The sequence below is a fragment of the Ruegeria sp. SCP11 genome, assembly GCF_040329455.1.
Taxonomy (GTDB): Bacteria; Pseudomonadota; Alphaproteobacteria; order Rhodobacterales; family Rhodobacteraceae; genus Ruegeria; species Ruegeria atlantica_E.
The window spans coordinates 107,947-133,689 of the sequence record NZ_JBDZYG010000012.1; the positions used below are offsets into that span (position 1 = coordinate 107,947).

At 54.9% G+C, this 25,743-nt stretch carries 29 protein-coding genes and 1 tRNA gene; 19 read left to right on the forward strand and 11 right to left on the reverse strand.

What is annotated here, in order from left to right; translation table 11 throughout:
• Positions 1-3 precede the first annotated feature (3 nt).
• Positions 4-870 carry an ABC transporter permease gene (locus tag ABLN94_RS17995; RefSeq protein WP_352994955.1) on the forward strand — a complete coding sequence of 289 codons (867 nt, stop codon included), beginning with the start codon at positions 4-6 and terminating at the stop codon, positions 868-870.
• On the forward strand, positions 867-1,730 hold the full coding sequence (locus ABLN94_RS18000) for an ABC transporter permease (protein ID WP_352994957.1): 864 nt from the start codon (positions 867-869) through the stop codon (positions 1,728-1,730). The genes ABLN94_RS17995 and ABLN94_RS18000 overlap by 4 nt, the downstream gene beginning before the upstream one ends.
• A 276-nt stretch (positions 1,731-2,006) precedes the next feature.
• Here the strand turns inward: ABLN94_RS18000 and ABLN94_RS18005 are convergent.
• A tRNA-Ser gene (locus tag ABLN94_RS18005) sits at positions 2,007-2,096 on the reverse strand.
• A 123-nt stretch (positions 2,097-2,219) separates the two neighbouring features.
• Between ABLN94_RS18005 and ABLN94_RS18010 the strand changes: the two genes are divergently transcribed.
• From ABLN94_RS18010 to ABLN94_RS18045, 8 genes are all read left to right on the forward strand, one after another.
• On the forward strand, positions 2,220-3,062 hold the full coding sequence (locus tag ABLN94_RS18010) for a DUF2059 domain-containing protein (protein WP_352994959.1): 843 nt from the start codon (positions 2,220-2,222) through the stop codon (positions 3,060-3,062).
• Complete coding sequence (locus tag ABLN94_RS18015) at positions 3,062-3,862, forward strand: DUF2059 domain-containing protein (protein ID WP_352994962.1); 801 nt, start codon at positions 3,062-3,064, stop codon at positions 3,860-3,862. The genes ABLN94_RS18010 and ABLN94_RS18015 overlap by 1 nt, the downstream gene beginning before the upstream one ends.
• A gap of 220 nt (positions 3,863-4,082) precedes the next feature.
• A complete protein-coding gene (locus ABLN94_RS18020) occupies positions 4,083-4,694 on the forward strand; it encodes a 50S ribosomal protein L21 (protein WP_352994964.1) in 612 nt (203 codons plus the stop codon).
• An 11-nt stretch (positions 4,695-4,705) separates the two neighbouring features.
• Entirely contained in the window at positions 4,706-4,975 is a 270-nt protein-coding gene (gene rpmA / locus ABLN94_RS18025) for a 50S ribosomal protein L27 (protein WP_010440093.1), read from the forward strand.
• A gap of 249 nt (positions 4,976-5,224) precedes the next feature.
• Positions 5,225-5,761 carry a GNAT family N-acetyltransferase gene (locus ABLN94_RS18030; protein ID WP_170487633.1) on the forward strand — a complete coding sequence of 179 codons (537 nt, stop codon included), beginning with the start codon at positions 5,225-5,227 and terminating at the stop codon, positions 5,759-5,761.
• 37 nt (positions 5,762-5,798) lie between these two features.
• Entirely contained in the window at positions 5,799-6,833 is a 1,035-nt protein-coding gene (gene obgE, locus ABLN94_RS18035) for a GTPase ObgE (RefSeq protein ID WP_170487635.1), read from the forward strand.
• Complete coding sequence (proB, locus tag ABLN94_RS18040; protein ID WP_352994968.1) at positions 6,821-7,927, forward strand: glutamate 5-kinase; 1,107 nt, start codon at positions 6,821-6,823, stop codon at positions 7,925-7,927. Before obgE ends, proB begins: the two co-directional genes overlap by 13 nt.
• A 46-nt stretch (positions 7,928-7,973) precedes the next feature.
• Entirely contained in the window at positions 7,974-9,236 is a 1,263-nt protein-coding gene (locus ABLN94_RS18045) for a glutamate-5-semialdehyde dehydrogenase (protein ID WP_352994971.1), read from the forward strand.
• On the opposite strand, the gene ABLN94_RS18050 is transcribed toward ABLN94_RS18045, so the two are convergent.
• A complete protein-coding gene (locus tag ABLN94_RS18050; RefSeq protein WP_352994974.1) occupies positions 9,233-9,829 on the reverse strand; it encodes a histidine phosphotransferase family protein in 597 nt (198 codons plus the stop codon). The two genes, ABLN94_RS18045 and ABLN94_RS18050, sit on opposite strands and share 4 nt — an antisense overlap.
• Before the next feature lie 42 nt (positions 9,830-9,871).
• On the opposite strand from ABLN94_RS18050, the gene ABLN94_RS18055 reads away from it, so the two are divergent.
• The 5 genes from ABLN94_RS18055 (at position 9,872) to tsf (ending at position 13,709) form a co-directional block, all read left to right on the forward strand.
• The gene (locus ABLN94_RS18055) at positions 9,872-10,054 is read left to right on the forward strand and encodes a DUF3553 domain-containing protein (RefSeq protein WP_010440107.1); all 183 of its coding nucleotides are present in this window, start codon (positions 9,872-9,874) and stop codon (positions 10,052-10,054) included.
• A 98-nt stretch (positions 10,055-10,152) separates the two neighbouring features.
• A complete protein-coding gene (locus ABLN94_RS18060; RefSeq protein ID WP_352994978.1) occupies positions 10,153-10,908 on the forward strand; it encodes a GNAT family N-acetyltransferase in 756 nt (251 codons plus the stop codon).
• Between the two features lie 4 nt (positions 10,909-10,912).
• On the forward strand, positions 10,913-11,746 hold the full coding sequence (locus ABLN94_RS18065) for a lysophospholipid acyltransferase family protein (protein ID WP_352994981.1): 834 nt from the start codon (positions 10,913-10,915) through the stop codon (positions 11,744-11,746).
• A 210-nt stretch (positions 11,747-11,956) separates the two neighbouring features.
• Complete coding sequence (rpsB, locus tag ABLN94_RS18070; protein ID WP_170487642.1) at positions 11,957-12,757, forward strand: 30S ribosomal protein S2; 801 nt, start codon at positions 11,957-11,959, stop codon at positions 12,755-12,757.
• Between the two features lie 76 nt (positions 12,758-12,833).
• The gene (gene tsf / locus ABLN94_RS18075) at positions 12,834-13,709 is read left to right on the forward strand and encodes a translation elongation factor Ts (protein ID WP_352994984.1); all 876 of its coding nucleotides are present in this window, start codon (positions 12,834-12,836) and stop codon (positions 13,707-13,709) included.
• Between the two features lie 378 nt (positions 13,710-14,087).
• On the opposite strand, the gene ABLN94_RS18080 is transcribed toward tsf, so the two are convergent.
• The 3 genes from ABLN94_RS18080 to ABLN94_RS18090 all read right to left on the reverse strand — a co-directional run bounded on the left by ABLN94_RS18080 (position 14,088) and on the right by ABLN94_RS18090 (position 16,395).
• The gene (locus tag ABLN94_RS18080; RefSeq protein WP_352994987.1) at positions 14,088-14,843 is read right to left on the reverse strand and encodes a helix-turn-helix transcriptional regulator; all 756 of its coding nucleotides are present in this window, start codon (positions 14,841-14,843) and stop codon (positions 14,088-14,090) included.
• Positions 14,840-15,289, reverse strand: coding sequence for a type II 3-dehydroquinate dehydratase (aroQ, locus tag ABLN94_RS18085; protein ID WP_352994989.1), 450 nt, complete (start codon positions 15,287-15,289; stop codon positions 14,840-14,842). Before aroQ ends, ABLN94_RS18080 begins: the two co-directional genes overlap by 4 nt.
• A 101-nt stretch (positions 15,290-15,390) precedes the next feature.
• Complete coding sequence (locus tag ABLN94_RS18090; RefSeq protein WP_352994992.1) at positions 15,391-16,395, reverse strand: NADPH:quinone oxidoreductase family protein; 1,005 nt, start codon at positions 16,393-16,395, stop codon at positions 15,391-15,393.
• Positions 16,396-16,532: 137 nt separating this feature from the next.
• Here ABLN94_RS18090 and ABLN94_RS18095 point away from each other — a divergent pair, with 137 nt between their 5' ends.
• Positions 16,533-17,351: an SDR family oxidoreductase gene (locus ABLN94_RS18095; protein WP_352994995.1), complete on the forward strand. Its 819-nt coding sequence runs from the start codon at positions 16,533-16,535 to the stop codon at positions 17,349-17,351.
• A gap of 9 nt (positions 17,352-17,360) precedes the next feature.
• The gene (locus ABLN94_RS18100) at positions 17,361-18,383 is read left to right on the forward strand and encodes a phosphotransferase family protein (RefSeq protein ID WP_352994998.1); all 1,023 of its coding nucleotides are present in this window, start codon (positions 17,361-17,363) and stop codon (positions 18,381-18,383) included.
• On the opposite strand, the gene ABLN94_RS18105 is transcribed toward ABLN94_RS18100, so the two are convergent.
• Positions 18,380-18,985, reverse strand: a complete 606-nt coding sequence (locus ABLN94_RS18105; protein ID WP_352995001.1) for a 2-hydroxychromene-2-carboxylate isomerase — start codon at positions 18,983-18,985, stop codon at positions 18,380-18,382. The two genes, ABLN94_RS18100 and ABLN94_RS18105, sit on opposite strands and share 4 nt — an antisense overlap.
• 173 nt (positions 18,986-19,158) lie before the next feature.
• Between ABLN94_RS18105 and ABLN94_RS18110 the strand changes: the two genes are divergently transcribed.
• Together ABLN94_RS18110 and ABLN94_RS18115 are read left to right on the forward strand one after the other, a co-directional pair.
• Positions 19,159-20,379, forward strand: a complete 1,221-nt coding sequence (locus ABLN94_RS18110; protein WP_352995002.1) for a serine hydrolase domain-containing protein — start codon at positions 19,159-19,161, stop codon at positions 20,377-20,379.
• A gap of 50 nt (positions 20,380-20,429) precedes the next feature.
• The gene (locus tag ABLN94_RS18115; protein WP_352995004.1) at positions 20,430-21,299 is read left to right on the forward strand and encodes an acyl-CoA thioesterase; all 870 of its coding nucleotides are present in this window, start codon (positions 20,430-20,432) and stop codon (positions 21,297-21,299) included.
• Here ABLN94_RS18115 and ABLN94_RS18120 read toward each other — a convergent pair.
• From ABLN94_RS18120 to pstB, 5 genes are all read right to left on the reverse strand, one after another.
• A complete protein-coding gene (locus ABLN94_RS18120) occupies positions 21,296-22,063 on the reverse strand; it encodes an SDR family oxidoreductase (protein WP_352995007.1) in 768 nt (255 codons plus the stop codon). The two genes, ABLN94_RS18115 and ABLN94_RS18120, sit on opposite strands and share 4 nt — an antisense overlap.
• 112 nt (positions 22,064-22,175) lie before the next feature.
• A complete protein-coding gene (locus ABLN94_RS18125; RefSeq protein WP_352995009.1) occupies positions 22,176-23,405 on the reverse strand; it encodes an acyl-CoA dehydrogenase in 1,230 nt (409 codons plus the stop codon).
• A 110-nt stretch (positions 23,406-23,515) separates the two neighbouring features.
• Positions 23,516-24,205 carry a phosphate regulon transcriptional regulator PhoB gene (gene phoB, locus ABLN94_RS18130; RefSeq protein WP_170496707.1) on the reverse strand — a complete coding sequence of 230 codons (690 nt, stop codon included), beginning with the start codon at positions 24,203-24,205 and terminating at the stop codon, positions 23,516-23,518.
• Between the two features lie 3 nt (positions 24,206-24,208).
• Entirely contained in the window at positions 24,209-24,919 is a 711-nt protein-coding gene (gene phoU, locus ABLN94_RS18135) for a phosphate signaling complex protein PhoU (RefSeq protein WP_352995012.1), read from the reverse strand.
• Positions 24,920-24,935: 16 nt separating this feature from the next.
• Positions 24,936-25,733 carry a phosphate ABC transporter ATP-binding protein PstB gene (gene pstB, locus ABLN94_RS18140; protein WP_170496711.1) on the reverse strand — a complete coding sequence of 266 codons (798 nt, stop codon included), beginning with the start codon at positions 25,731-25,733 and terminating at the stop codon, positions 24,936-24,938.
• Between the last annotated feature and the right edge of the window lie 10 nt (positions 25,734-25,743).

Consider the following 25,743-nt stretch of genomic DNA (forward strand, 5'->3'; position numbering starts at 1 on the left):
GCCATGGTATCCGATACCTCGCGACTGGGTCTCTATCTGCTGCTGGCGCCGATCCTGTTGTGGTTGACCGTGCTGATCATCCTGCCGCATGTCGGCCTGTTCTTCGTGTCTATTAGCGAGAAGATTGGACCGCGTGAATACGAAACAGGTTTTGCCAATTATGCGGCCTTTTTCACCGAACCGCTCTACTGGCGCACTTTTGCGCGGACCGCGATCATGTCGGTTCTGGCCACGGCATTGACGTTGATCCTTGGGTTTCCGATTGCCTATTACATCGCCAAGCTCACCAAAGGGCGCACCAAGACAACGCTTTTTTTGATGTGCATGATTCCGTTTTGGGTCTCAGAACTGGTGCGAACCTTTGGCTGGATGATCCTGCTGCGGGAAACGGGCGTGTTTTCAAATGTCCTCCAATACCTCGGGCTGGTTTCAGGACCGGTCGAGATGCTGTATAACGATGCCGCCATCATGGTGGGGCTCGTCTACACGTCGATCCTGTTCATGGTTGTCCCGTTGGTCACCACTCTGGACAGCCTAGACGACAGCTTGATCGAAGCGGGTTACGACTTGGGCGGAACAAGCACATCCATCATGCGAGAGATCGTGATCCCTCACGCCATGCCTGGAATTGTATCGGGTTGCATCGTCGTCTTCATGCTGTCCCTAGGCAACTATCTGACTCCAATCCTTCTGGGCGGGAAAGACAGTCTTTGGTTCACTGGTATGATCTATACCCAGTTCATTACCCGGTTTAATTGGGAGTTGGGTTCCGCCTTCGGCTTCCTGTTGCTGGCGCTTTCGTCACTTGTCGTGTTTCTTGGTCTGAAACTGTCCGGCCAATCGCTTTCCGAGACAATGGGGCGCTCATGATACCTAGCATTCCCCAACCCGCTTTCACCAAGCTGTGCTACCGCGCCTATGTTGCGGTTTTCTTCGTTTACCTTGCTCTGCCGCTGGCGGTTGTCTGCCTCTTTGCTTTTAATGACAGCGTTTTCCCGTCTTTGCCGTGGGAAGGTTTCACGCTTGCATGGTTCTTTGGCACCGATGCACCGTTCATAGGCGTTTTCAATGAGCGCTCGATCATGCGATCAATCGGTACGTCCGCTTTTGTTGCGGTCTGGGTTTCCGGGCTTTCCGTCGCAGTCGGCACCTGCAACGCGTTTCTGTTCGTGCGTCACGATTTCCCCGGCAAGGGGTTCCTCTATATGCTCATGCTGTTGCCTCTGATCATTCCCGGAGTGATCCTTGGCATCTCGATCCTCGTCTTTTCCAGTTCCTTGGCAAATACTCTGGAAGATGCGACGGGCCTTTGGTTTGACGGGCTCAGGCCAGGTCTGATCCTTGTGATCCTTGGGCAGTTTTCGTTCATCACCACTTTTGCGACCCTTGTCATCTCGGCTCGCCTGCAGAAATTCGATCCCAGTCTTGAAGAGGCAGCATTGAACCTCGGGGCCAGCAAATGGGGCGCGGTCCGGCAGATCACCCTTCCGTTTCTGCTGCCGGCAATTGTCGCCTCGGCTGTGGTTGCAATGTTGATGAGTTTCGAGAACTTCAACACCACATTGATGCTGGTGGGCTCGGAGTCACCGCTGACGATCACGATGTTCGACAAGCTAAAGCAGGGCTCGACGCCGGTACTTAACGCTGTGTCTCTGCTGTTAATAGTCGTGTCGGCCGTTCTAGGGTTACTGTCATTGCTCTTTCAGAAGTCTGGGTCCAATAAGAACTGAACCTGAATTCTTGTGGAGAACGTAAGACCGTTACCCGTTCGACGAGCGGCGCTATTGCATCAACGGTATACGTTCAATGGCGGGGATGGGTCGAATGGGATCGTTAGGTGGGCGCGCGCTGACCTAAGCAGATTTGTCTCCCAAAAATGAAAAACAAGTTTTGACTACCTGGAAACACACCATCAGTTGTTTAAGGAGATGATGATCACCCGAAAGTGAAACGCAGTGTGATCCTGCGCATCGCTTACACTGCAGTATCATGGCCGCTGGCAAAAGTGGCGGAGAGACAGGGATTCGAACCCTGGGTGGGCTTGCACCCACAACGGTTTTCGAGACCGCCCCGTTCGACCACTCCGGCACCTCTCCGCGGGGGTCTGTGAGGGGGGGATTTAGTGAGGAACGCGCGGGGGTGCAAGCAGAAAATTCCCGAAAATTACCAAGACTGGATTTTCCATTGCCAGACGGCTCAAATCGCCTAGGCTTTGAAGTATGACTTATCACATTCGCCGCGTCGCTCTTTCCTTTTCCGTCTTGCTGATCGCGCTGGTCATGATGCCCGTGATATCCTCGGCTGCTGGGCGCGACCGGATTGAGGCTTTTCTGACAACAACCGGTTTCGACGTCGCGCTAGAGAGTATAGCGCTGGCTTCGGCTTCGGCGCCCTCGATGCTGGGAATCGATCCAGAAGGGTTCGGCTCAGACTGGACACGACTGACGGAAGAAGTCTTCGATACTGAAGACATGCACCAAATCGCCGTGACCATTCTGGAACAGACGCTCAGCGATGAAGCGTTGAACCACGCGGTGGAATTTTATGCCTCGGACTTGGGGCAGCGGTTGGTTGAGGCTGAAAATGCCTCGCATCTGATCGAGGATGAAGACGCCAAGCAGCAGGAGGGGCAGGAGATCGTCGCCGACCTGATCAAAAATGGTTCACAACGTGTTGAGAGCCTCAAGCGAATGAACGCGGCCATTGATTCTAGCGGGACGGCACTGCGGGCCTTACAGGAAATTCAGTTGCGGTTTCTGCTGGCTGCGAGTGCTTCGGGTGTGATTGACCTGCAGTTGGATGCTGAGGAACTGCGCCAGATGATGAAACGGAACGAAACCGGCATGCGCCAGGCGCTTCAATTGTCCGCGCTTGCTGGGGCCGCCTACACTTATCAGGATTTCTCGGACGACGACGTGATCGCTTATGCCGAAGCACTGGAACAGCCGCTGATGCAAGAGGTCTATGAATTGCTGAATGCGATTCAGTACGAAATCATGGCAATGAAGTTCGAAGATTTGGCGACGAGGATGGCGGAACTGCATCCAGCCCAGGACATATGATGCGTCTTTTTGCAGCCATTGCAGCCTTTTGTTTGTGGGCCTTGCCGTTACAGGCTGATGAAAAAGTCGAACGCTTGATGCAAGCCCTACAGATTGAAGAAATCATCGACATCTTGCGGGACGAAGGAAGCGCACTGGGGCAGGAGCTTCAAGAGAACTTTTTGAGTGACAATGGCGGCCCGGTGTTTCTGGAGCAGGTTGATCGGATTTATGCTGCGGACAAGATGCACGAGCATGTTGAGCTGGTGTTTGAAGAAACCCTCACCGACAGCCAGCTTGATCGCGCCATCCTGTTTTTCGAAAGCGATTTGGGTCAAACCATCGTATCACTTGAAATCTCGGCCCGTGTGGCACTTTCTGATGACGCAATCGAAGACATGGCTGAGGAGGCTTACAAGAAAGGCGATCGAGAGTCCCAACTCTACCGGTTGGTAGATGAGTATATTGAGGTCAACAATCTCGTCGATGAGAACGTTCAGAATGCCATTAGCGCGGATTACAGTTTTTTTCGCGGGTTGAATCTGGGCGTCGGAATCGATGATGTCGAGTTGCTCGCACAAATTCTCTCACAAAAAGACAGCGTGACCGAGGAAACCCGGACGTGGTTGTATTCATTCTTTTTGCTGGCCTATCAGCCTTTGAACGATGCACAGATGCGGGAGAACATAGCATTTTCCCGAACCGATACGGGACGGGCGATCAATGACGCATTGTTTGAAAGCTTTGACCGGATGTTCGATTCGATTTATTTCCAGCTTGGCCAGGCGGTCGCTCAAGTTTTAAAAGGGTCGGACCTCTAGGTCGGCATTTCATGTTGACATTCGCTTGTAATCTTTGGATAAGCGCGCATCCCGGCCGGAATCCCCGCGCCGGGTCTCGTTATTATTGACCCATCGGGCTTGCCCTGCGGGTCCTCACACAGCCCGAAAAGGGCGCGCTGTTCGAGGTGGCTTTCAATTCTGTTGGAGCCAAAACGCCCGAAAGGGGACCACAGAACGCGGTTTGGAAAAGGAAAGACGCATGTTTGCGGTCCTCAAGACTGGCGGCAAGCAGTACAAGGTTCAGGCGGGCGATGTGCTCCGTGTTGAAAAACTGGCTGCCGACGCAGGTGAAAAAGTTCAATTCAACGATGTTCTGATGCTGGGCGGTGACGCTCCGGTTGTTGGCGCACCTTTCGTTGAAGGCGCAGGCGTACAGGCCGAAGTGATCGAACAGGTCAAAGGTGACAAGGTCATCAAGTTCGTCAAGCGTCGTCGTAAGCACAGCTCGAAGCGTACCGTTGGCCACCGTCAGAAACTGACTCTGGTCAAAATCACCGACATCCTGGCATCGGGCGCTGACAAATCTGGCATCAAAGCTGCAACCGGTTCGGCTCTGGCTGGCGAAGCGGCACCTGCTGCAAAGCCTGCCAAGAAAGCTGAAGCCAAAGCAGAGGCACCCGCCGCTGCTGCCGCTGACGATCTGACCAAGCTGAACGGTGTCGGCCCCGCCGCTGCCAAGAAGCTGGCTGAAGCCGGTATCGAGAGCTTTGCCGCTCTGGCCGCCTTGTCGGACGAGCAGATTGCTGCTATCGACACCATCAAAGTGAAACCCGAATGGGTTGAGCAAGCCAAAGAGCTGGCTCAAGGCTAAGGAGAGAGAGAATGGCACATAAGAAAGCTGGCGGTTCCTCCCGTAACGGTCGCGACTCAGCTGGTCGCCGCCTTGGCGTGAAACTGTATGGTGGCCAGGCAGCCATCGCAGGCAACATCATCGTGCGTCAGCGCGGCACCAAGTTCTGGCCGGGCGAAGGCGTAGGCATGGGCAAAGATCACACCATCTTTGCAACTGTTGATGGCGCCGTGAAGTTCCACAAGGGACTCAAGAACCGCACCTTTATTTCGGTCCTGCCAGTGGCGGAGGCCGCAGAGTAAGCCGAAACCCGTAAGGTTTGAAAAATTCCAGGGGGACCGGCAGAAAATGCCGGTCCCCTTTCTCGTTTTAACGCAGTTTTGATCAATGGCTCCGATGACAAGCGCAGCAAGCATAGTCCCCTCCCTGATTCAGGGAAGGATCGCCCACGCGGTTGAAGAACGTCTTGGCCGCAAATATCTGATGTGGACGTTATTTGGTTTTGCTTTTACGTCCATAATTTACGTGTTGTTCGGAGGAGGAACGCACTCATGAAACTTGAGACAATAATAAACCAGCCGGTCATTGAAACCGAGCGGTTCGACCTGCGCCCGCTGCGTCGGTCGGATATGGGTCTCATTGAACATTATGCAGGTGATGAGCGCGTGGCGCGCATGACGACATCGATCCCGCATCCTTTGCCGCCCGGCTCGATTGAGGCCTTTGTTACCCGTTCGATGGCCGAAGACCGCGACGAGGACGTATGGGCGATGGATGCCACCAAAGATGGCGGACCCGAGCTGATCGGCCTGATCTCGCTGACCCGTCTCGATCGCAATCAGACCGAAGTCGGCTATTGGGTCGCGCCGGTCTATTGGAATACTGGTATTGCGTCACTGGCGGTGGAAACACTGGTCAATGCTAACCCGCTGGAAAACGCGACGATGTTTGCCAGCGTGTTTCAGGACAATCCGGCCTCGGCGCGGGTACTAACCCATTGCGGGTTTGAATATCTGGGTGACGCTGAAAGCTATTCGGTGGCGCGCGACGCAAACGTGCCCACCTGGACCTATAGTAAAAAACTCTGACTTGTGGCCGATGGGGCCTTTGCAGTAGGGGACACACATGAAATTTCTCGATCTTGCAAAGGTCTACATCCGGTCCGGGGCCGGCGGTAGCGGCTGCGTCAGCTTCCGACGCGAAAAATACATCGAATATGGCGGACCCGATGGTGGGGACGGCGGTAAAGGTGGCTCGGTCTGGGCCGAGGTTGTGGACGGGCTGAACACCCTGATCGACTTCCGCTATCAGCAGCACTTCTTCGCCAAGAACGGCCAGCCCGGTCGTGGTCAGCAACGGACCGGAAAGGACGGCGACGATATCGTCCTGCGCGTGCCTGTGGGCACCGAAATTCTCGATGAGGACGAAGAAACCGTCATCTGTGACCTGACCGAGGTTGGTCAGCGCGTATTGCTGGCCAAAGGCGGCAATGGCGGCTTTGGCAACCTGCACTTCAAATCTGCGACAAATCAGGCCCCTCGACGCGCCAATCCGGGGCAAGCGGGGATCGACCGCACTATCTGGTTGCGGCTGAAACTGATCGCCGATGTGGGTCTGTTGGGCATGCCCAATGCGGGCAAGTCGACCTTTCTGGCCGCTACGTCCAACGCTCGGCCCAAGATTGCGGACTATCCGTTCACGACCCTGCACCCCAATCTGGGCGTTGTGGGCGTCGATAACGTGGAATTCGTTGTGGCCGACATCCCCGGCCTGATCGAAGGCGCGCATGAAGGCCGCGGTATTGGTGACCGTTTCTTGGGTCATGTCGAACGCTGCGCGGTACTGCTGCATCTGGTCGATGGTACGTCAGAGACCGTGGCTGAAGACTATCGGACTATTATCCACGAGCTTGAAGCGTATGGTGGCGAATTGGCTGAAAAGCCGCGCATCACAGTGCTTAACAAAGTCGACGCACTGGATGATGAAGAGCGCGATCTGGCCAAGGCTGAGCTGGAAGAGGCCGTCGGCGGCCCCGTCATGACTATGTCGGGCGTGGCCCATCTTGGCGTAACTGAAGTGCTTCGAGCGCTTCGTACGCAAATCGACGAAGACCGCTTACGGCAAAAGCCCGTTGAGGAGACGAAGACGTGGCAACCCTGACCTCCGCCAAACGACTGGTGGTCAAGATCGGATCCGCACTCTTGGTGGATGGGAATACAGGCCTGTTGCGTTCGGACTGGCTTCATTCTCTGGCGCAAGACGTAGCGTGGTTAAAAGGGCAGGGGACGGATGTCATTCTTGTCTCGTCCGGGTCCATCGCTTTGGGGCGCGGAGTGTTGGGGTTACCAATGGAAACATTGGCACTCGAAAAATCTCAGGCTGCTGCTGCTGTGGGACAAATTCGACTGGCTCGCGCCTATGAAGAAGCGCTCACACCGCATAAGATCACCACGGCTCAGGTTCTGGTAACGCTGGAAGACAGCGCCGACCGCCGCCGTTATCTGAACTCGCGCGCCACTTTGGAGACGTTATTGAGCCTTGGCGTGGTTCCGATTGTCAACGAAAATGATACAGTCGCGACTGATGAAATCCGATACGGAGACAATGACCGTCTGGCGGCGCAAATTGCCGTGACAATCGGTGCGGATCAGTTGATTTTGCTGTCGGACGTGGATGGGTTCTATACTGGCAACCCGAATGAGGATGCCTCGGCGACGCGGTACGATGTGATCGAAAACATCACCCCTGAAATCGAAGAAATGGCAGGCGATGCCGGGTCTGGCCTTTCAAAAGGGGGGATGAAGACCAAACTGCTGGCGGCTAAGATGGCTACTGCCGCAGGATGTGACATGGCGATCACCGAAGGTTCACCCTTGAACCCACTAAAAACACTTGAGAATGGCGCGAACTGCACCTGGTTCACGGCAACACTTGACCCGCATGCGGCACGGAAACGCTGGATTTCGGCCATGAAGCCGCGCGGTGAAATCGTGGTGGATGCAGGCGCGGCCCGGGCACTTGGCAACGGTAAAAGCCTGTTGCCTGCGGGAATTGTCGAAGTGACCGGAGATTTTGGTCGAGGCGATCCTGTCGCCATTCTTGACCCGGCCTCGCGACGTTTGGCGCAAGGCCTCAGCCGGTACACCGCACAAGAGGCGGATGCGATCAAGGGCCGTAAGTCGTCGGAAATCGAGGCGACTTTGGGATATCCAGGTCGCGCCGTTTTAATCCACCGAGACGATTTGGCGCTGTAAACGCGCAATGATAAAACACCAATAGACCGACCGAAAGGCACATGAGATGAAGGATTTCGACAGCATTCCCACCTTGATGGCCGATCTTGGAAAACGCGCCAAGGCGGCCTCGGCCGATCTGGCCTTTGCCAGTGCCGAGCGCAAGCACGCCGCCCTAATCGCGGCCGCTGATGCGGTTTGGGAAAACCGGGCCAACATAATCAAGGCCAACAAGAAGGACCTAGAGTTCGGCCGTGAGAAAGGCCTAAGCCCGGCAATGATGGACCGCCTGATGCTGGATGAAGCACGCATTCAGGGAATGGTTGACGGGCTGCGCACTGTGGCCGATCAGGCCGATCCGGTTGGCGAGGTGCTGGCGGAGTGGGATATGGCTTCGGGGCTGAATATCCAACGGGTACGCACGCCTTTGGGTGTGATCGGTGTGATCTATGAAAGCCGCCCCAATGTGACTGCGGACGCCGGGGCGCTCTGCCTGAAATCTGGCAATGCGGTGATCCTGCGCGGTGGGTCCGAAAGCTTTCACTCCTCCGATGCCATTCACGCTTGTCTGGTTGAGGGGCTGAAGGCCGCGAACCTGCCCGAAGACGCGATCCAACTGGTGCCCACGCGAGACCGTGCCGCAGTTCAGGAGTTGCTGACCCTGACGGACTATGTCGATGTCATCGTCCCGCGCGGAGGCAAAGGTCTGGTTGGGTTGGTGCAGCGTGAAGCTCGTGTTCCTGTCTTTGCCCATCTGGAAGGCATCGTGCACATTTACATCGACAAGGCTGCCGATCCTCAGAAAACACTGGATGTGGTGCTGAATGCCAAGAACCGGCGCACCGGGATCTGTGGCGCTGCCGAGTGCCTGCTGATCCATCAGGACGTGGCCGAGACTCTGGGGCGAGACGTTATCGCCGCTCTGCAGGCCGCGGGCGTAGAGGTTCACGCTGAAGGAACGCTGGCCGTCGAGGGCACTATTGCAGCTACAGCCGACGACTGGGGCAAGGAATATCTCGACAGCATCATCGCCGCAAAGCCGGTGGCAGACATCGACGCGGCGATTGCGCATATCCGTCAGTATGGATCGAACCATACCGACTGCATCATGACCGAAGATGAGGATGCCGCCGCTCGGTTCTTTGAACGGCTGGACAGCGCGATCCTGATGCACAACGCTTCAACCCAATTCGCCGATGGCGGAGAGTTTGGAATGGGCGCTGAGATCGGAATCGCCACAGGCAAGATGCACGCGCGAGGCCCAGTGGGCGCGGCGCAGCTGACCAGCTTCAAGTATCTCGTGCGCGGGAACGGGACGACCCGGTCTTAAAACCGGATTAGAACGCGGGTTGAGGCTGTCTCCGTCGCAACCCGCCGCCCTAGGGAAGCCGCCGTCTCGGGCAGGAGGGCGAATTGTACCTGTGCCGGCGTGACCTTGTTGGCAAAACGTCCCTTGGGAAGATTTTTCCATAGATCACTGTCGATATTCAGCTTGTCGGCCGATCCGGAGACGGTCCAGTTTTCACCAACATGGTCAATCGTGACCTCGCCTCCGAACGGCATCGCGCTTTCGCAGCACATCAGAGCCAGAAATGCCAGTTTGACTTGGTTGCGTGGCACTGGCTCAGTCAAGTGCCAGTTGACGCGAACACGACCCGCGCGCTCGACATCTCTTAGCAATTCAGACACCTCGGTCCGGCCCAACGGCTGATCACTGGCTGACCCGAAAGCCACGCGAAAAAACCGAATACGCGCGCCCGCGCTGCCGACACTGCCCGAGATCAGTTCCATTTCAGGACCTTGCATCGAGCCAACCATCTCAAGCAGTTCCAAACCGTTGGTGATCGCGCCAATTGGACTGATCAGATCGTGACAGATCCGGGAACCGATCAACTCGGCCAGGTTGACTGTGGTGTCGCTCATGCGTACCTCCTGCTGCATCTGCCGTCGGACCGGAGCCCTCGCATGACAGACCTCAATGCTATTCTTGCACCGGGCATGTATGTCCGCCACCCCGATTTCCCTGACTGGGGGGTTGGACAAGTACAGTCCAACATCGGAGGCAAAATCACCGTGAACTTTCGCGAGCAGGGGAAAGTGGTGATTGACGGAACACGCATCGCCCTGATGCCAGTCTTTGATCCGTGAAACTGGTTTAGGAAAGGTTAACACCCTCGCATATCCGCTCTTGTTGCCATCCCCCTGGAAACTGCGGTATCAGCGCGCAAACAAGAACGGAACCAGCAATGCCGGATGCAGGCCCTTCCTTTACCGTCAAACTCGCCGAGACCGGGGACGAACTGCGCGCGGTGCAACGGCTGCGCTATGACGTGTTTGTCCGCGAATTGGGGGGCGGCGGAGAAATGGTCGATCACGAGGCCGGGTTGGAACAAGACAAGTTCGATCCATACTTTGATCACATGCTGGCAATTGACAACCTGACGAACGAAATTATTGGTGTTTACAGGCTGTTACCGGGCGAACGTGCAGCAGAATTGGGGCAGTTCTACTCAGAGGATGAATACGATCTGACCGTCCTGAAACAAAGCGGTCGCAAGCTGTTGGAACTGGGGCGATCCTGCCTGCATCCCAACTATCGCGGCGGGACCGCGATGTATCATCTTTGGAACGGATTGGCCGCCTATGTCACCGAGCGCGAATTCGAAGTTCTGTTCGGCGTTGCCAGCTTTCACGGTACGGATATCCAGGAATTGGCACAGCCTTTGTCGATGCTGCATCACAACCATTTAGCGCCACCGGACTTGCGGGTGAGGGCGCAGCCCGAGGTCTTTGCACCCATGGACCTTGTTGCTCCTGAAGACCTCAATCGCCGTGCCGCGATGGTGCAGGTTCCGGCTCTGATCAAGGCCTATTTGCGCCTTGGTGGTTTCGTGGGCGAGGGCGCGTTCATTGACCACGCCTTCAACACGACCGATGTGTGTTTGATCCTCGATACCGCCCGCATGAACGAGCGGCAGAGACGTATTTATAGTGGGGCATAAATCGGTGAACCAGCCGCTCTGGAATACTGAGGATACATCGGACCCGGTTGAGCTGGGATTGATTGGCTGGTGTCTGGTTGTGCTGCGCGGACTGCCCCTGGCCGTTCTGGTTTTTGGCGGATTGATCGTCTTGCTCACCCTACGCCTGTTAGAACGCCCATTATTCGGTGTCCGCCGCCCCGTCACACCTTTCATAACTCAATTTGTCTGCCGCAACGCGTTCCGAATTCTCGGAATGGGATTTCGGACCTCGGGTACATTGATGCAGGAGCGCGGTGCAGTTGTCGCGAACCACACCTCTTGGCTGGACATCTTCGCCTTGAACGCGCGGAAACGCGTTTATTTCGTATCCAAGGCCGAGGTCGCGAAATGGCCCGGTATCGGCTGGCTGGCCCGTGCGACTGGGACGGTGTTCATCGAGCGCGACCGTAAGAAGGCCCGCGAACAGACGAAACTGTTCGAGGAACGTCTGCGAGCCGGACACAAACTGTTGTTCTTTCCAGAAGGCACATCAACCGACGGCCTGAGGGTTTTGCCATTTAAAACAACGCTTTTTGCGGCATTCTTTACAGATGAATTGCGTGATTTCATGTATGTGCAGCCGGTTTCGGTTGTGTTCCACGCTCCCCAAGGCCAACCCGCCCGGTTCTACGGCTGGTGGGGCGATATGGATTTTGGTCCGCACCTGCTCAAGACACTTGCCGCGCGGCGGCAGGGCTCTGTCGAACTGATCTATCACAGCCCGGCCAAGGTCAGCGATTTTGCGAACCGCAAGGCTCTGGCCGCACATTGTGAAGAAGCCGTGCGTCATGCGCATAGCTTGGCGCGGCTATCATAGATCGGTGTGATATTCACATTTTGTGGTGAAAAATCACAAAAAATGGTGATTTTTCCCTTGTAGGGTGAACTCTGCTGCCGTATACGCGCGCCATTCAAACCCGCAGGCGGGGTTTGGGCTTTTTGAGGGAGACATCCTCATCAAGACCGCCGGTTGGAGCATCCGCTTCTTTCACCCCCGCCAAGGCGTAAACCGGAAAAGGAAAATAGCATGGCTCTTCCCGAGTTCACCATGCGTCAGCTGCTGGAAGCTGGCGTTCACTTTGGTCACCAGACACAGCGTTGGAATCCCCGCATGGGCCCGTTCATCTACGGCTCGCGCAATGGTATCCACATCATGGACCTGACCCAGACCGTTCCGATGCTGGACCAGGCTCTGCAGGCCGTTCGCGACACCGTCGCAAAAGGTGGCCGCGTTCTGTTCGTTGGTACCAAGCGTCAGGCAGCTCAGCCAATCGCAGATGCCGCAGAAAAGTCGGCTCAGTACTACATGAACCACCGCTGGCTGGGCGGCACCCTGACCAACTGGAAAACCGTTTCCCAGTCGATCAACCGTCTGAACCAGATCGACGAAGCCATGGAATCGGGCGCTGAAGGCCTGACCAAAAAAGAGCGTCTGGGCATGGAGCGTGACCAGTCCAAGCTACAGGCTTCGCTGGGCGGTATCCGCGAGATGGGCGGCGTTCCGGATCTGCTGTTCGTCATCGACGTCAAGAAAGAAGCATTGGCCATCGCCGAAGCCAACAAGCTGGGTATCCCGGTTGTGGCTGTTGTCGACACCAACTGCTCGCCTGACGGTGTTGACTACATCATCCCCGGCAACGACGACGCAGCGCGCGCAATCGCTCTGTATTGCGATCTGGCCGCACGTGCCGCGCTGGACGGCATGACCGCTCAGATGGGCGCAGCAGGCGTTGACCTCGGCGCGTTCGAAGAAGCACCGGTTGAAGAAGTCGTTGCGGAAGAGCCCGTTGCAGAAGAAGCCGCACCGGAAGCCAAAGCCGAAGCGTAAGCTGCCCGTCACGTAAATGACATATGGGGCAGGGTAGACCTGCCCCAATTCCGTTTGAATTGAGGAGAGCCTAAAGATGGCAATCACAGCAGCAATGGTTAAAGAACTGCGCGACTCGACCGGCGCAGGCATGATGGACGCAAAGAAAGCGCTGACCGAAACCGGCGGCAACATGGACGAAGCCGTTGACTGGCTGCGCACCAAGGGCTTGGCCAAAGCGGCCAAGAAATCCGGCCGCACCGCAGCCGAAGGTCTGGTCGCTGTTCACGTCGAAGGCGGCAACGGTGTTGCTGTTGAGGTGAACTCGGAAACCGACTTTGTTGCGAAAAACGCCGAGTTCCAAGAAATGGTCGGTAAAATCGCTTACGCTGCTGAAGGCGTCGACAATGTCGAGGCGCTGCTGGCTGCTGATCTGGGTGGTAAATCTGTTGCAGACACCCTGACCGATAAAATCGCCACCATTGGTGAAAACATGTCGGTTCGCCGCATGGCTAAACTGTCGGGCGACACCGTTGTGTCCTACGTCCACAACGCAGCCACCAACGGCATGGGCAAAATCGGCGTTCTGGTTGCTCTGTCGGGTGGCGACGAAGCGATCGGCAAGCAGGTTGCGATGCATATCGCAGCTGTGAACCCCGCTGCTCTGTCCGAAGCGGACATGGACCCGACGGTTGTCGAGAAGGAAAAGCAAGTTCAGATGGACATCGCCCGTGAATCCGGCAAGCCGGAGCAGGTGATCGAAAAGATGATCGAAGGCCGCATGAAGAAATTCGTTGCCGAGTCGACCCTGCTGAACCAGCAGTTCGTTGTGAACCCTGACCTGACCGTTGAAGCAGCGGCCAAAGAGGCAGGCGCAACCATCACCGGCTTCATCCGTCTGGAAGTTGGCGAAGGCATCGTTGTTGAAAAAGAAGACTTCGCAGCCGAAGTTGCCAAAGCCGCTCAGGGCTAATCAGGTTCTCCCGGGCCAACAGGACCCGGGACACCATCAGAAGCCGGTTGCGCGATGCGTGACCGGCTTTTTTTGTGGGTCTGCATATGGCGGAATCGAAAAAGGACGCTCACGCGTCCAACGAAAGAGTATGAGGGGCCCCGCATGATGGGGATGGTCGAGGCCCCCCAAATTTCCGGCAACCAGACGCGGACAAATAGACGCCTAGATGTCAGAGCGATTGGAGAGCCCTGTTATTGCAAAGATCCAACCAAATGTTCCCTGGCTAAAGCCACCACTCACGGAACAATATCACTTTGCAACTACGGTCTTGGATTCGAAAGTCATGATTTCCTTACCTAGGGTAAATTGACGCAAGTTGGCGTCAATCTGCGACGCTTATACCTCCATGACGAACATCTGATTTTGCAATGATGCCTTCAGGACAGCCTGTGCTGTGGTTTCCACCGAAAGAGATTCTCGTGCGAGTCGCAGATGCTTCTCAACTGTTGCCGCAGTTAGCCCCATCAACAGTGCGATATCCTGAGTCGTTTTCCCGTCTCCGACCCATTGAAGCGCCTCTCGCTGGCGTTTGGTCAGAGCCCGGTTAGGGGCATTGTAGGGCAGGGTGAGGATCTTAAGATGCGCCATATTGTTCATCAACAATATATCGTCGCCGTGTTCGGCCCACATTGAATCGACTTCTGCTTGGGTTGTCGCATTCCCGGCAGACAGCGAAATCGCTCCTTTTGACCTCATCGAGACTGAAGTGAAACTTACGGTATAGCCGCAGGCAACTCCATGTGATTTGTTGAATTCAAGAACTTGCAGTTCTTGCGCTGTCAGTTTTCCGTTGGACACCATATTCTGAGCGACGCTCCAACTGGCGGCACCCTCGTTATACAACGCCCATTTCAGCATCGGAGCATGAAAATAAAGACCATCTCGCAGGAAACCGTCTAAGTAAGGCTTTTCGTGATTGGTCAGGATGAGAAAATCCTCGGGGTCTCCGAGGGACGTTTCAGTGCGGAATTGCGTGTGGCCGTAAATAAGGCGGTCAAAACCGTACTCTGCCATCTGGCGGCAATGGGCATCCCAAAGCTCTTCCAGAGTTTTAGTGTAGCTAAGAAAATGTAGGTATTCGCTCAGCTTCATGCAGTGGACTCAGATTTCAGATGCGCCGACAGAGCGTCCAATGCCAAAACATACCCCTGGGCTCCAAAACCGCAAATCTGACCGACAGCAACTTTGGAAATATAGGAGACGTGTCGGAATGATTCACGCGCGTGGATATTGGACAGGTGGACCTCGATCACCGGCAGTTCAACGGAAGCGATCGCGTCCATAAGTGCGATGGATGTATGCGTAAACGCTCCCGCGTTCAGAACAATGCCATCCTGTTCACTTCTGGCTGCGTGGATCGCATCGATCAGGGCACCTTCATGGTTGGATTGAAGGCACGAAACCTCGATACCTATGGAGGCCCCATGGCTTACACATAGATTTTCCACCATCTCTAAAGTGGTGTTGCCATAAACTTCGGGCTGGCGAGTGCCCAGAAGATTTAGGTTCGGGCCGTTTAAAATCAGAGCTTTATGCATTAGTTCACTGTCCACATAACATGTTCATAAACACGAATGGGTGGCCATGTCCACCGAACAACGCGCGCATGGGGCGAGTGGTAACGTTTTCGTTAGTGGCTTTAGATCTTTGCGGGCATTGTGACCAAGGTTTTTCCAAGCGCGGAACGCCTTGTCCGATGGGTCAGCGCTTCACCTGCGCGATCCAGCGAATAGCTTGCACTAATCTGCGGTTTGATCTGAGAGTCGCAGTACAACCCAATCAATTCACTGATATTTTTCTCGTGTCCAGCAGGATCATGAAAAACCGATGCGCCCCAGAAAACTCCAACAATCTGACACCCCTTCAAAAGCGGCAGATTCAGCGGGATTTTAGGAATGCCCGCAGGGAAACCAACCACGAGATACCGACCATTCCAAGCAATGCTACGGAGAGCCGGCTCGGCATAGTTTCCACCGACTGCATCATAGACCACGTTTACACCGAGCGGGCCAGCCAGTGACTTGATTTCGTTGGCAAACGTCTTCTGACCTTCTTTGTCTATTTCCTGGGCGTAAAGCAGCGTTTCATCAGCACCCAAGCTCCGACAAAATTCTGCTTTGTCCTGTGAGGAAACCGCAGCGATCACTCGCGCACCCATGGTTTTTCCCAACTCAACGGCAGCCGATCCAACCCCGCCAGCGGCACCAAGCACCAGCAAGGTCTCGTCAGGCCGCAACGCTGCGCGGTCCTTCAGGGCGTGATACGAGGTGCCGTAGGTAAAGATGAAACAGGCTGCGTCCTCGAACGGCATGGTTGCCGGAAACTTTATGGCTGTTGCGGCGGGAAGCGTCACATGCGTGGCAAACCCTCCGTGCCCAGTCAAAGCCATAACACGATCACCAATTTCAAAGCCCGTGACGCCATCTCCGATAGCAAGAACTTCCCCAGCGATTTCGCCGCCCGGCGCAAACGGGCGCGGGGGTTTGATCTGGTAGAGGTCCTGAATGATCAGCGTATCAGGGAAATTTACACCCGCAGCCTTAACTCCGACCAATAGTTCGCCCCTACCTGGTTCAGGATCGGGTAGGGTGGTCAACTCCAGAGTTTCCGGTCCGCCCGGTGCGACGCTGAGTAAAGCTTGCATATCCGACCTATTATCCTTGTTATTCAGTCAAGAAGAGCTTTGGCCCAGCAACATGTCTTGTCAAGAATCCAACAGGTACCGAGATGTCCTTGCCAGCGCGAAAGTCTCGCCAGCACGGCAATAGTGAGGAGCAAATCATGACCCCCGACACGCTATTCTCTTTGGAGGGTAAAACCGCGCTGGTAACAGGCGGTGCAACGGGCATTGGTCGCATGGCTGCCGAGGCGTTGGTACGTGCGGGCGCGCGCGTTCTGATCGCCTCACGAAAGGCTGATGCGTGCGAGGCCGTTGCGGCGGAGTTGAACGGTTTGGATGCACCGGGTCAAGCAGAAGGCTTTGGGGGAGATGTTTCGACCTGTGAAGGGATTGAGGCATTGGTTGCTGAGATTAGAAGTCGCACGAATGCACTTGATATCCTTATGAATAACTCGGGTGTCTCTTGGGGTGCGCCAATGGGACAGTTCCCACATGACGCTTGGGAAAAGGTCATGTCAGTTAACGTTGCTGGATTGTTTGACCTGACCCAGAAACTTCTGCCGATGCTGATGAAGTCCGGTTCGGTCGACGATCCGGCCCGGGTGATTAATGTAGGCTCGGTCATGGGAGAAGTGCCGATGGGCGACGGCGCTTACAGTTATTCAGCCTCAAAAGCGGCTGTTTTGCACCTTACCAAGATCATGGCCAAAGAGTTTTCGCCGTATCACATCACTGTCAATGCTCTGGCACCGGGGCCGTTCGTATCCCGCATGACAGCGTTCGCCACTGCCGATGAAGAGACACGAGAGAAAGTCGGGAAAACTGTCCCCTTGGGGCGCGTAGGCCGCGATGAGGATATCGCGGGCTGCATGCTGTTCCTTTGTGGTCGCGGTGGCAGCTATGTTACCGGCGCGGTGATCCCGGTTTCAGGCGGTATCAACGTCATTACGGCCGGAAACATCTTTGCCGAAGCCTTGTGAGGGCGCAGCATGATCAATTCGACCTTGGATATCAAAGCCGTTTATGCTTACCTGAGTGCGCATTTACCCGGGTTTCACGGCCCGTTGGAGGCCGAAAAATTTTCCATCGGTCAGTCCAACCCGACGTTTCACTTGCAGACACCTGACAAGGCTTACGTGTTGCGCAGAAAACCAACCGGCACACTTCTGAAGTCCGCGCACGCGGTTGACCGTGAATTCCGGGTTCAAACCGCTCTGGCCGACAGTAAGGTGCCAGTGCCTGAAATGTATCTGTTCTGCGAAGATGACAGCATCCTTGGCTCCGAGTTTTACGTAATGGAGCATATTGATGGCAGGGTCTTTCTTGAGCCTACAATGGCCGACGAGTCCAACGCCACCCGCGCCGCTGTTCTGGATGAAATGAACCGGGTTCTGGCCGCGCTGCACACGGTTGATATCGAGGCCGTAGGGTTGTCCGATTACGGTCCGTCCGGAAATTATTTTGAACGACAGATTGCCCGTTGGACCAAACAATATCGCGCCTCTGAAACCACTCAAATTGACGAGATGGACGCGCTCATTTCCGCGCTACCTCAGGCCATGCCTGAAAATGACGGCCAAAGAACGTTGGTACATGGGGATTATCGCATCGACAATCTGATGTTCGAACAGGGCGGAACACGTTGCATTGGAGTATTGGATTGGGAACTCTCAACGATTGGCCATCCTTATGCCGATCTAGCAGCAGTGATCATGCAATGGCGGATGCCTCCGGGCACCGAAGGCCGAGGTCTGGAAGGTATCGACCGGGAAAGATTGGGCCTGCCATCTGATCAAGCTTTCATAGACCAGTATTGCCAGCGACGTGGCTTGTCCGGAATCGACAATTTCGGTTTCTATTTAGCGTTCAATTTCTTTCGTATGGCAGGAATTTTACAGGGCGTTTTCAAACGAGCAAAGGATGGTAATGCTTCTGACCCCGAACGCGCGGTTATCCTGGGCTCATACGTGCCGATGTTTGCCAGGCATGGGTTGTCTGCACTGGAAGCTTAAGACGCTTTGGACAGTTCCAGGCCCAGATTTCCCATGCTGTTTTTGCCAAAGAACATCTCGGTTCCTGCAAACATGCTTGGCACACCAAAAACTCCGCGCTTTACGGCCGCTTTGGTTTGTTCTTTGAGGCGCTGCTTGACCTCGACATTGGTCATCGCCTCGCGAATTTTTCGCGCTGGCAGTTCGCACTCGTACAAAATGTCGGTCAAAACACCAAGGTCATCAACCTTTTGGCCATGAACCCAAATTGCATCAAAAATAGCCTCTATATATTCGTTTTCCCATGATTTACCGGACGCTAAAACGGCTCCCCGCATGGCGAATTTAGTATTAATTGGAAAGTGCGGGCTCATATGAAAACTCAAGCCCCGCGCGCGTGCGAAACGGTGGAGATCATGGGTCAGGTAGGCGCTCTTTTGGCGGTTTTCCGAGAATGCCTGAAAGGGGCTCTGGTTATTGGTGGACTTAAAAATCGTGGACAGCAATACGGGAACATAGCTCACGGAAACACCGTGTTTATCGGCCAGTGTCGGCAGCGTTTTATATGCAAGGAACGCATTCGGGCTGCAGAAATCATAAACAAATTCTATGTGTTGCGTCATGTTGCTCCTCCTGAATTTGGACAATCAAAACTGTACCAACTCGTGACAAGCGAATCCGCTACACCCGTATTGTAACAGCCAGACCGGTTGTCACGTACTGCTCCTGTCGTTTTCCCTGTCAATTCAACACGGAAGTTCGCAAAATCCGCCTGAGAACCAGAGGGCTACGAAAAATGACCAAGTTCGATTCAACACGCTTGCACCGCATTTCCTCGTGGATGCAGCGATATGTCGATGAACGAAAATACGCGGGCTGTTCTTTGCTGATAAAGCACCGCGGGTCCGAGGTGTTTTTTCAGTCATGCGGACTCAGAAGCATTGAAGAAGACCTACCGTTTCAGCGTGACACGATCACGCGCATATATTCGATGACCAAGCCAATCACTACAGTCGCGTTGATGATGTTGGTCGAACGAGGTCTGTTTCACCTCGACGCGCAGATCTCTGAATTCATGCCAGAGTTTTCAGATATGAAGGCCTTGGTGCCGGGTGCACAGCGATTGGATCAAACCGAGGCAGCGCCCACACCCACGCTACATCAGCTACTGACGCATACCAGTGGCCTCAGCTATCCGTTCAACCCGGGACTTTTGCCTGCGGCGATGGACGAACAAGACCTTATGTTTAAGCCAAACCAAGGGCCGTTGGAGAATCGTGTCGCAGATTTGTCGCGATTACCATTGGCCTTTCAACCCGGTACACGGTGGGAATACTCCGTCGCCATAGATGTCCTCGGTCGTGTGATCGAAGTCGTTTCCGGACAGACGCTGGATAAGTTCTTCGAACAGGAAATCTTTGAGCCACTCGGGATGCTGGAAACTGGATTTTCGGTGCCACCGGGGGCAGGGGATCGCTTCGCCTCTCTCTATACTCCTCTGGCCGGTGATGCGATGGCTTTGAATGCGGCAAAGACCGGGGGTGAAACTCTTCGGCTTGTTGACCAGGTCGGAGAGTCACCGTTCGAAAACGCAACAACATTCTCAGGCGGCGGTGGTCTGGTCAGCACTATCGATGATTACTCTCGATTTGCCGAGATGCTGCGGAATCGAGGGCAGGGCAACGGCCACCGTTTTTTAGGATCAAAAACCTTAGATTATATGCTCTGCAATCACTTACCGGGCGATATTGCGTCGATGGGCCCACGGAGTTTCGCCGAACAACCAATGGAAGGCACAGGTTTCGGCCTTGGGGGTGCTGTCATCATAAATCCGGGCAGAACGCGCGTACCAGGATCGATGGGCGATTTTGGTTGGGGCGGCATGGCTTCGACATATTTCTGGATCGACCGGGTTGATGAATTGACCTCCGTCTTCTTTACCCAACTTTCGCCGTCCAGTTCGTACCCGTCACGCGCGGAACTCAAAGCGCTTGTCCTCGGGGCAATTATTGAATGACACTTTGAGCACTGCTACCCAAGCCTGAGAAGACCGATCGGAGGCTGAAAATGACTGAAGCAGAGCGTGTCCTACTGGACCTTTTGACCATCGAGAGACTCGAGGTTGACCTGTTTCGAGGTACGGGATCGGGTGGAGAAACCCCTACTCGCATTTTTGGCGGCCAAGTCATCGCTCAGGCCCTTGCGGCAGCATACCGAACTGTTGAAGGACGGCCGTGCCACTCTTTGCACGCTTATTTTATTCGCGCTGGAGATCCATCTATTCCTGTTATTTATCAAGTTGATAGAGCACGAGATGGAGGTTCGTTAACAACCCGGCGTGTCGTTGCAATCCAACATGGAAAGCAAATCCTCAATATGTCAGCCTCATTTCATGTTCAGGATGAGGGCTGGGACCACCAGCATGTAATGCCACATACTAAAGCTCCGGAATTCCACCCAGCCCGAGAAGAGTTAAGAAACAAATACGTTGATCTGGTCCCGGAAAAACTTCGCGGCGGACTATTGCGTGAACGGCCAATCGAAGTTCGCGAAGTGGACCACTTAAATCCATTCACCCCCCAAAAAACAGATGATCGTAACCAGATCTGGTTTCGTATGAAAGCAGCAGCTGATGTTGACCAAATAACGCAGCACCTAATTTTAGCCTACGCATCCGATATGTATCTGATGTCATCGGGAATGCGTCCGCATGGCCTCAGTTGGTTCACTGGAGAGGTTAATGGCGCCAGCCTGGATCACGCGCTATGGTTTCACGCTCCAGTCCAGCTTAAAAATTGGCATCTTTATTCGATGGATTCGCCGTGGAGCGGGCAGGGACGAAACTTCAACCGAGGGTCCGTATATTCGGAAGATGGTACACTGGTTGCATCCGTAGCGCAGGAAGGTTTAATGCGCAAAGCGCGGCGAAAACCTTAACTTTCTTCTATAAATGTTTGATTTAGATTACGCATACCGGCCAACCAACGGTCGTAGTCTTCGACTTTATACTTCATGTAGTCCAGAACCTGAGGATGTGGCAGCACTAGGAACTGTTCGCTACGAATGGCGTCAACGCAGGCCAGTGCGACATCTTCAGGCTCTAACATTCCATCAATCGATGCGACTGAGACGTCGTGGCCGAGTGTCATCTCTGACCGTACGGCCTGTGGGCACAGCACCGAAACCCGCAGTCCTCGGTGCCCGTAAGTCAACGACAACCATTCCGCAAATCCAACCGCCGCGTGTTTGGTAACCCCATATGGTGCAGCGCCGGGCTGGTTCAGCAAACCGGCAGCTGAGGCTGTCGTCATGATGTATCCGCCGCCACGTTCCAGCATTCGAGGCACCAGATGTCGCGCGGTCCAGACATGGGACATGACATTTATCTTCCAGATTCGATCCCAGTCTTCATCAGGTACGTCCAGTCCGCCAAGCGTAAGAATTCCGGCATTTGCGCAGAGCAGATCGATTGGGTTGATCGTATCCTCGACAGTTTCGATCAGTGCCTTGATATCTTCTTCGCATGAAACGTCGCAGACCAGAGCATGGCCGCTGATTTGCTGCGCTACAGATTTAGCACCATCTACGTCGATATCCGCGCAGACCACGTTTGCACCTTCAGCGGCAAAGCGTACGGCCAATCCTTTGCCGATACCCTGAGCGGCACCGGTGACTACCACAGTTTTGCCGCTCAGTTCCATTTTACTGTCTCATCTGACTGAATAAGTATTCACCATAAGATGCTGACGTAATTGCTAGATTTCCGTTTTATTCATATTGCTTCTTTACCATAATACCAATTACACGATAACTCTAGTAGAACGCCTGCAACCCCGTTTGAGCCCGTCCCAGGATCAGTGCGTGGACGTCATGCGTACCTTCATAGGTGTTCACGGTCTCTAGGTTGATCATATGCCGAACAACTTGGAACTCCAACGATATACCATTGCCGCCGTGCATGTCGCGAGACATGCGTGCGATATCCAGAGCCTTGCCACAATTGTTGCGCTTAACGATCGAAACCATTTCCGGAGCTGCTTCGGCTTGATCCATCAGTCGCCCGACGCGCAAACTTGCCTGTAGCCCCAAGGCGATTTCAGTTTGCATGTCCGCCAATTTACGCTGGTACAATTGTGTCTGTGCCAACGGACGGTTGAACTGTTTACGATCCAACCCGTATTGACGCGCAGCGTGCCAGCAGCTTTCAGCCGCCCCCATAACGCCCCAGCTGATACCAAAACGCGCGCGGTTCAAGCAGCCGAACGGGCCTTTTAGACCTTGGACATTCGGCAACAGCGCGCTTTCGTCGACCTCGACAGCGTCCAGTACGATTTCACCGGTGATTGAGGCGCGCAGGCTCAGCTTGTTTTGAATTTTAGGAGCGCTCAAACCCTTGAGCCCTTTGTCCAGAACAAAGCCGCGGATTTTACCATTATGCGCATCCGACTTGGCCCATACAACAAAAACATCCGCAATTGGCGAGTTCGAGATCCACATCTTGCTGCCAGTCAGACGATAACCGCCGTCAATCTTTTCGGCCCGGGTTTTCATACCTGCTGGATCAGAGCCTGCATCGGCCTCGGTCAAGCCAAAGCACCCAATCCACTCACCACTGGCCAGTTTGGGCAGGTATTTCCGGCGCTGTTCTTCGCTGCCATAGGCGTAGATAGGATACATCACCAGTGAGCTTTGAACCGACATCATCGAGCGATAGCCCGAATCCACGCGCTCAACTTCGCGGGCAACCAGACCGTAGGAGACATACCCTGCCCCAAGGCCACCATATTCTTCGGGAATTGTGGTGCCGAGCAGGCCCATTTCTCCCATTTCGCGGAAAATCTCAGGATCGGTTTCTTCGTTTTGAAACGCTTCGGTCACACGTGGCTGCAGCTTCTCCTGCGAGTAAGCATAAGCGCTCGCAGCTATCATGCGTTCGTCTTCGTTCAATTGATCGGATAAACGAAACGGGTCATCCCATGCGAACTTGCCCATGTCAGGCGCGTCTTTTGCCCGCAACGTGGGCTTTGTTTCAGGGGCGTTCATGGTGTTTCTCCGCTTAGTCAGCTTCGCCGCAAACTAACCCGTCCAAACCGCAAAAAACAGTAAGAGTTTTGCATCAGTTTATGAGCAAAACTCATACCCCTGCCCCGGTTTCACCCCAATGCGTATCCAGCCCCACGCACAGTACGAACAGGATCGTCACCGCCATGTTGCGTTAGTGCCTTGCGAAGACGACCGATATGGACGTCAACCGTACGTGTATCAACATAGATATCTCGCCCCCAAACACGGTCGAGCAACTGTTCACGGCTCCAGACGCGTCCAGGTTTTTCCATGAACGTACTCAGCAGACGGAATTCGGTCGGGCCGAGCTTTAGGGGTTTACTGTTGCGGCTGACCTTATGCGTCTCTGAGTCCAGAATAATATCGTCGAACTCCAGCCGCAGACCAACCGTTGCAGGACGTACCCGGCGCAGCTGCGTGCGTACCCGCGCCATCAGCTCTACTACTGAATAAGGTTTGACCACATAGTCATCAGCGCCGGTTTCCAGGCCTCGCACCTTGTCGACTTCTTCGGTGCGCGCGGACAGCATGATGATTGGGATCGATCGCGTATCCGGTCTTGATTTCAAGCGACGGCAGACCTCAATCCCGCTGAGGTTGGGCATCATCCAGTCCAGCACGATGATGTCCGGGTGCTCCTCATCGACCAATAGCATGGCCTCGTCGCCGCTGGCTGCCTTGGATACGCGGAACCCTTCCGCTTCGAGGTTGTACGCCAGCACTTCGCGCTGCGCTGGTTCATCTTCAACGACCAGAACGGTTGGCTGATCCGCAGACATTGATCAGATCTCCTGAGGGGTATGCGAGGTTATATCCGCTTTCGGACGTGCCTCGGTCGGGCGCTCGCCAGTGACCAGATACACGACCTGCTCGGCAATCGCGGTAACATGGTCACCCATGCGCTCGATATTTTTTGCAATGAAATGCAAGTGCATACAGGACGAAATGTTACGCGGATCTTCGGCCATGAAGGTCAGGAATTCGCGGAACAGGCCGTTATACATCTGGTCGACTTCCTCGTCCCGATTGATGACGTCGGTGGCCAGTTCTGCATCGCGTTGAATATAGGCGTCGAGCGCGTCGCGCAGCATCCGCTCAACCTCTCGCGCCATCCGGCGCAGAGCTGCGGCACTGCCGTTGATCTCACCGGCGTTGACCAGCACCGTGGTTCGCTTGGCGATATTCTTGGAATAGTCCCCGATCCGCTCGAGGTTACCGGACACCTTCAGCACCGACAGAACCAGACGCAGATCGCTGGCTGTTGGTGCACGCAACGCGATCAGGCGGGCAGTTTCTTCGTCGATCAGCTCTTCCAGCGCGTCGATGGCTTTGTCGCCCTCGCGGACCTGCTGAGCCAGTTCTTCGTCACGGCTCTCAAGCGACCGCGCGGCGCCCATGATGGCCGCTTCGACCAGCCCGCCCATCTTCATGATATGGGCCTGAATGGCTTCGAGATCCCGGTCGAAAGCGGATGCAATATGTTGTTCGCTCATGTCTAAATACCTGTGCTCAGCCGATCCGGCCTGTAATGTAGCTTTCGGTGCGTGGGTCTTCGGGGTTTGTGAAGATCTGCCCGGTTTCACCAAATTCAACCAGGTTACCGAGGTGGAAGAATGCGGTTTTCTGGCTGACCCGCGCGGCCTGTTGCATCGAGTGGGTGACGATCACCACCGAATAGCGAGAACGCAGTTCGTCGATCAGTTCTTCGACCTGCGCGGTCGCAATCGGGTCCAGGGCCGAGCACGGCTCGTCCATCAGCAGAACTTCGGGCTCAGTCGCAACAGCGCGCGCAATGCACAGACGCTGTTGCTGACCGCCGGACAAGCCGGTGCCGGGGGCGTCCAGGCGGTCTTTCACCTCATCCCAGATGGCGCCGCGACGCAGGGATTTCTCAACGATCTCATCTAGTTCCGCCTTGTTCTTAGCAAGGCCGTGGATACGGGGGCCATAGGCCACGTTGTCATAGATCGACTTCGGAAACGGGTTGGGCTTCTGGAACACCATTCCGACCTTGGCGCGCAACTGCACCGGGTCGACGCGCTTGTCGTAGATGTCTTCGCCGTCCAGCAGGATATCACCCTGAACCCGGCAGATGTCGATCGTGTCGTTCATCCGGTTCAGGCAGCGCAGGAAGGTGGACTTGCCGCAGCCCGACGGGCCGATGAAAGCCGTGACGGTCTTGTCTTCAATCTCCACATCCACGTCTTTGATGGCATGGGTGTCGCCATAATAGACTTGCACGTTGTTCGCGGCGATCTTGATTTCTTTGGAGTCCACGGTTCTCTCCAATCGTGTCATGTCGTTCATAATAGCCCCT

What these genes read in the sequence shown, in the direction of transcription:
- ABLN94_RS17995 (WP_352994955.1), top strand. Translation starts at nt 4, where the DNA reads ATGGTATCCGATACCTCGCGACTGGGTCTCTATCTGCTGCTGGCGCCG.
- ABLN94_RS18000 (WP_352994957.1), top strand. Translation starts at nt 867, where the DNA reads ATGATACCTAGCATTCCCCAACCCGCTTTCACCAAGCTGTGCTACCGC.
- ABLN94_RS18010 (WP_352994959.1), top strand. Translation starts at nt 2,220, where the DNA reads ATGACTTATCACATTCGCCGCGTCGCTCTTTCCTTTTCCGTCTTGCTG.
- ABLN94_RS18015 (WP_352994962.1), top strand. Translation starts at nt 3,062, where the DNA reads ATGCGTCTTTTTGCAGCCATTGCAGCCTTTTGTTTGTGGGCCTTGCCG.
- ABLN94_RS18020 (WP_352994964.1), top strand. Translation starts at nt 4,083, where the DNA reads ATGTTTGCGGTCCTCAAGACTGGCGGCAAGCAGTACAAGGTTCAGGCG.
- rpmA (WP_010440093.1), top strand. Translation starts at nt 4,706, where the DNA reads ATGGCACATAAGAAAGCTGGCGGTTCCTCCCGTAACGGTCGCGACTCA.
- ABLN94_RS18030 (WP_170487633.1), top strand. Translation starts at nt 5,225, where the DNA reads ATGAAACTTGAGACAATAATAAACCAGCCGGTCATTGAAACCGAGCGG.
- obgE (WP_170487635.1), top strand. Translation starts at nt 5,799, where the DNA reads ATGAAATTTCTCGATCTTGCAAAGGTCTACATCCGGTCCGGGGCCGGC.
- ABLN94_RS18045 (WP_352994971.1), top strand. Translation starts at nt 7,974, where the DNA reads ATGAAGGATTTCGACAGCATTCCCACCTTGATGGCCGATCTTGGAAAA.
- ABLN94_RS18050 (WP_352994974.1), bottom strand. Translation starts at nt 9,829, where the DNA reads ATGAGCGACACCACAGTCAACCTGGCCGAGTTGATCGGTTCCCGGATC.
- ABLN94_RS18055 (WP_010440107.1), top strand. Translation starts at nt 9,872, where the DNA reads ATGACAGACCTCAATGCTATTCTTGCACCGGGCATGTATGTCCGCCAC.
- ABLN94_RS18060 (WP_352994978.1), top strand. Translation starts at nt 10,153, where the DNA reads ATGCCGGATGCAGGCCCTTCCTTTACCGTCAAACTCGCCGAGACCGGG.
- rpsB (WP_170487642.1), top strand. Translation starts at nt 11,957, where the DNA reads ATGGCTCTTCCCGAGTTCACCATGCGTCAGCTGCTGGAAGCTGGCGTT.
- tsf (WP_352994984.1), top strand. Translation starts at nt 12,834, where the DNA reads ATGGCAATCACAGCAGCAATGGTTAAAGAACTGCGCGACTCGACCGGC.
- ABLN94_RS18080 (WP_352994987.1), bottom strand. Translation starts at nt 14,843, where the DNA reads ATGAAGCTGAGCGAATACCTACATTTTCTTAGCTACACTAAAACTCTG.
- aroQ (WP_352994989.1), bottom strand. Translation starts at nt 15,289, where the DNA reads ATGCATAAAGCTCTGATTTTAAACGGCCCGAACCTAAATCTTCTGGGC.
- ABLN94_RS18090 (WP_352994992.1), bottom strand. Translation starts at nt 16,395, where the DNA reads ATGCAAGCTTTACTCAGCGTCGCACCGGGCGGACCGGAAACTCTGGAG.
- ABLN94_RS18095 (WP_352994995.1), top strand. Translation starts at nt 16,533, where the DNA reads ATGACCCCCGACACGCTATTCTCTTTGGAGGGTAAAACCGCGCTGGTA.
- ABLN94_RS18100 (WP_352994998.1), top strand. Translation starts at nt 17,361, where the DNA reads ATGATCAATTCGACCTTGGATATCAAAGCCGTTTATGCTTACCTGAGT.
- ABLN94_RS18105 (WP_352995001.1), bottom strand. Translation starts at nt 18,985, where the DNA reads ATGACGCAACACATAGAATTTGTTTATGATTTCTGCAGCCCGAATGCG.
- ABLN94_RS18110 (WP_352995002.1), top strand. Translation starts at nt 19,159, where the DNA reads ATGACCAAGTTCGATTCAACACGCTTGCACCGCATTTCCTCGTGGATG.
- ABLN94_RS18115 (WP_352995004.1), top strand. Translation starts at nt 20,430, where the DNA reads ATGACTGAAGCAGAGCGTGTCCTACTGGACCTTTTGACCATCGAGAGA.
- ABLN94_RS18120 (WP_352995007.1), bottom strand. Translation starts at nt 22,063, where the DNA reads ATGGAACTGAGCGGCAAAACTGTGGTAGTCACCGGTGCCGCTCAGGGT.
- ABLN94_RS18125 (WP_352995009.1), bottom strand. Translation starts at nt 23,405, where the DNA reads ATGAACGCCCCTGAAACAAAGCCCACGTTGCGGGCAAAAGACGCGCCT.
- phoB (WP_170496707.1), bottom strand. Translation starts at nt 24,205, where the DNA reads ATGTCTGCGGATCAGCCAACCGTTCTGGTCGTTGAAGATGAACCAGCG.
- phoU (WP_352995012.1), bottom strand. Translation starts at nt 24,919, where the DNA reads ATGAGCGAACAACATATTGCATCCGCTTTCGACCGGGATCTCGAAGCC.
- pstB (WP_170496711.1), bottom strand. Translation starts at nt 25,733, where the DNA reads ATGAACGACATGACACGATTGGAGAGAACCGTGGACTCCAAAGAAATC.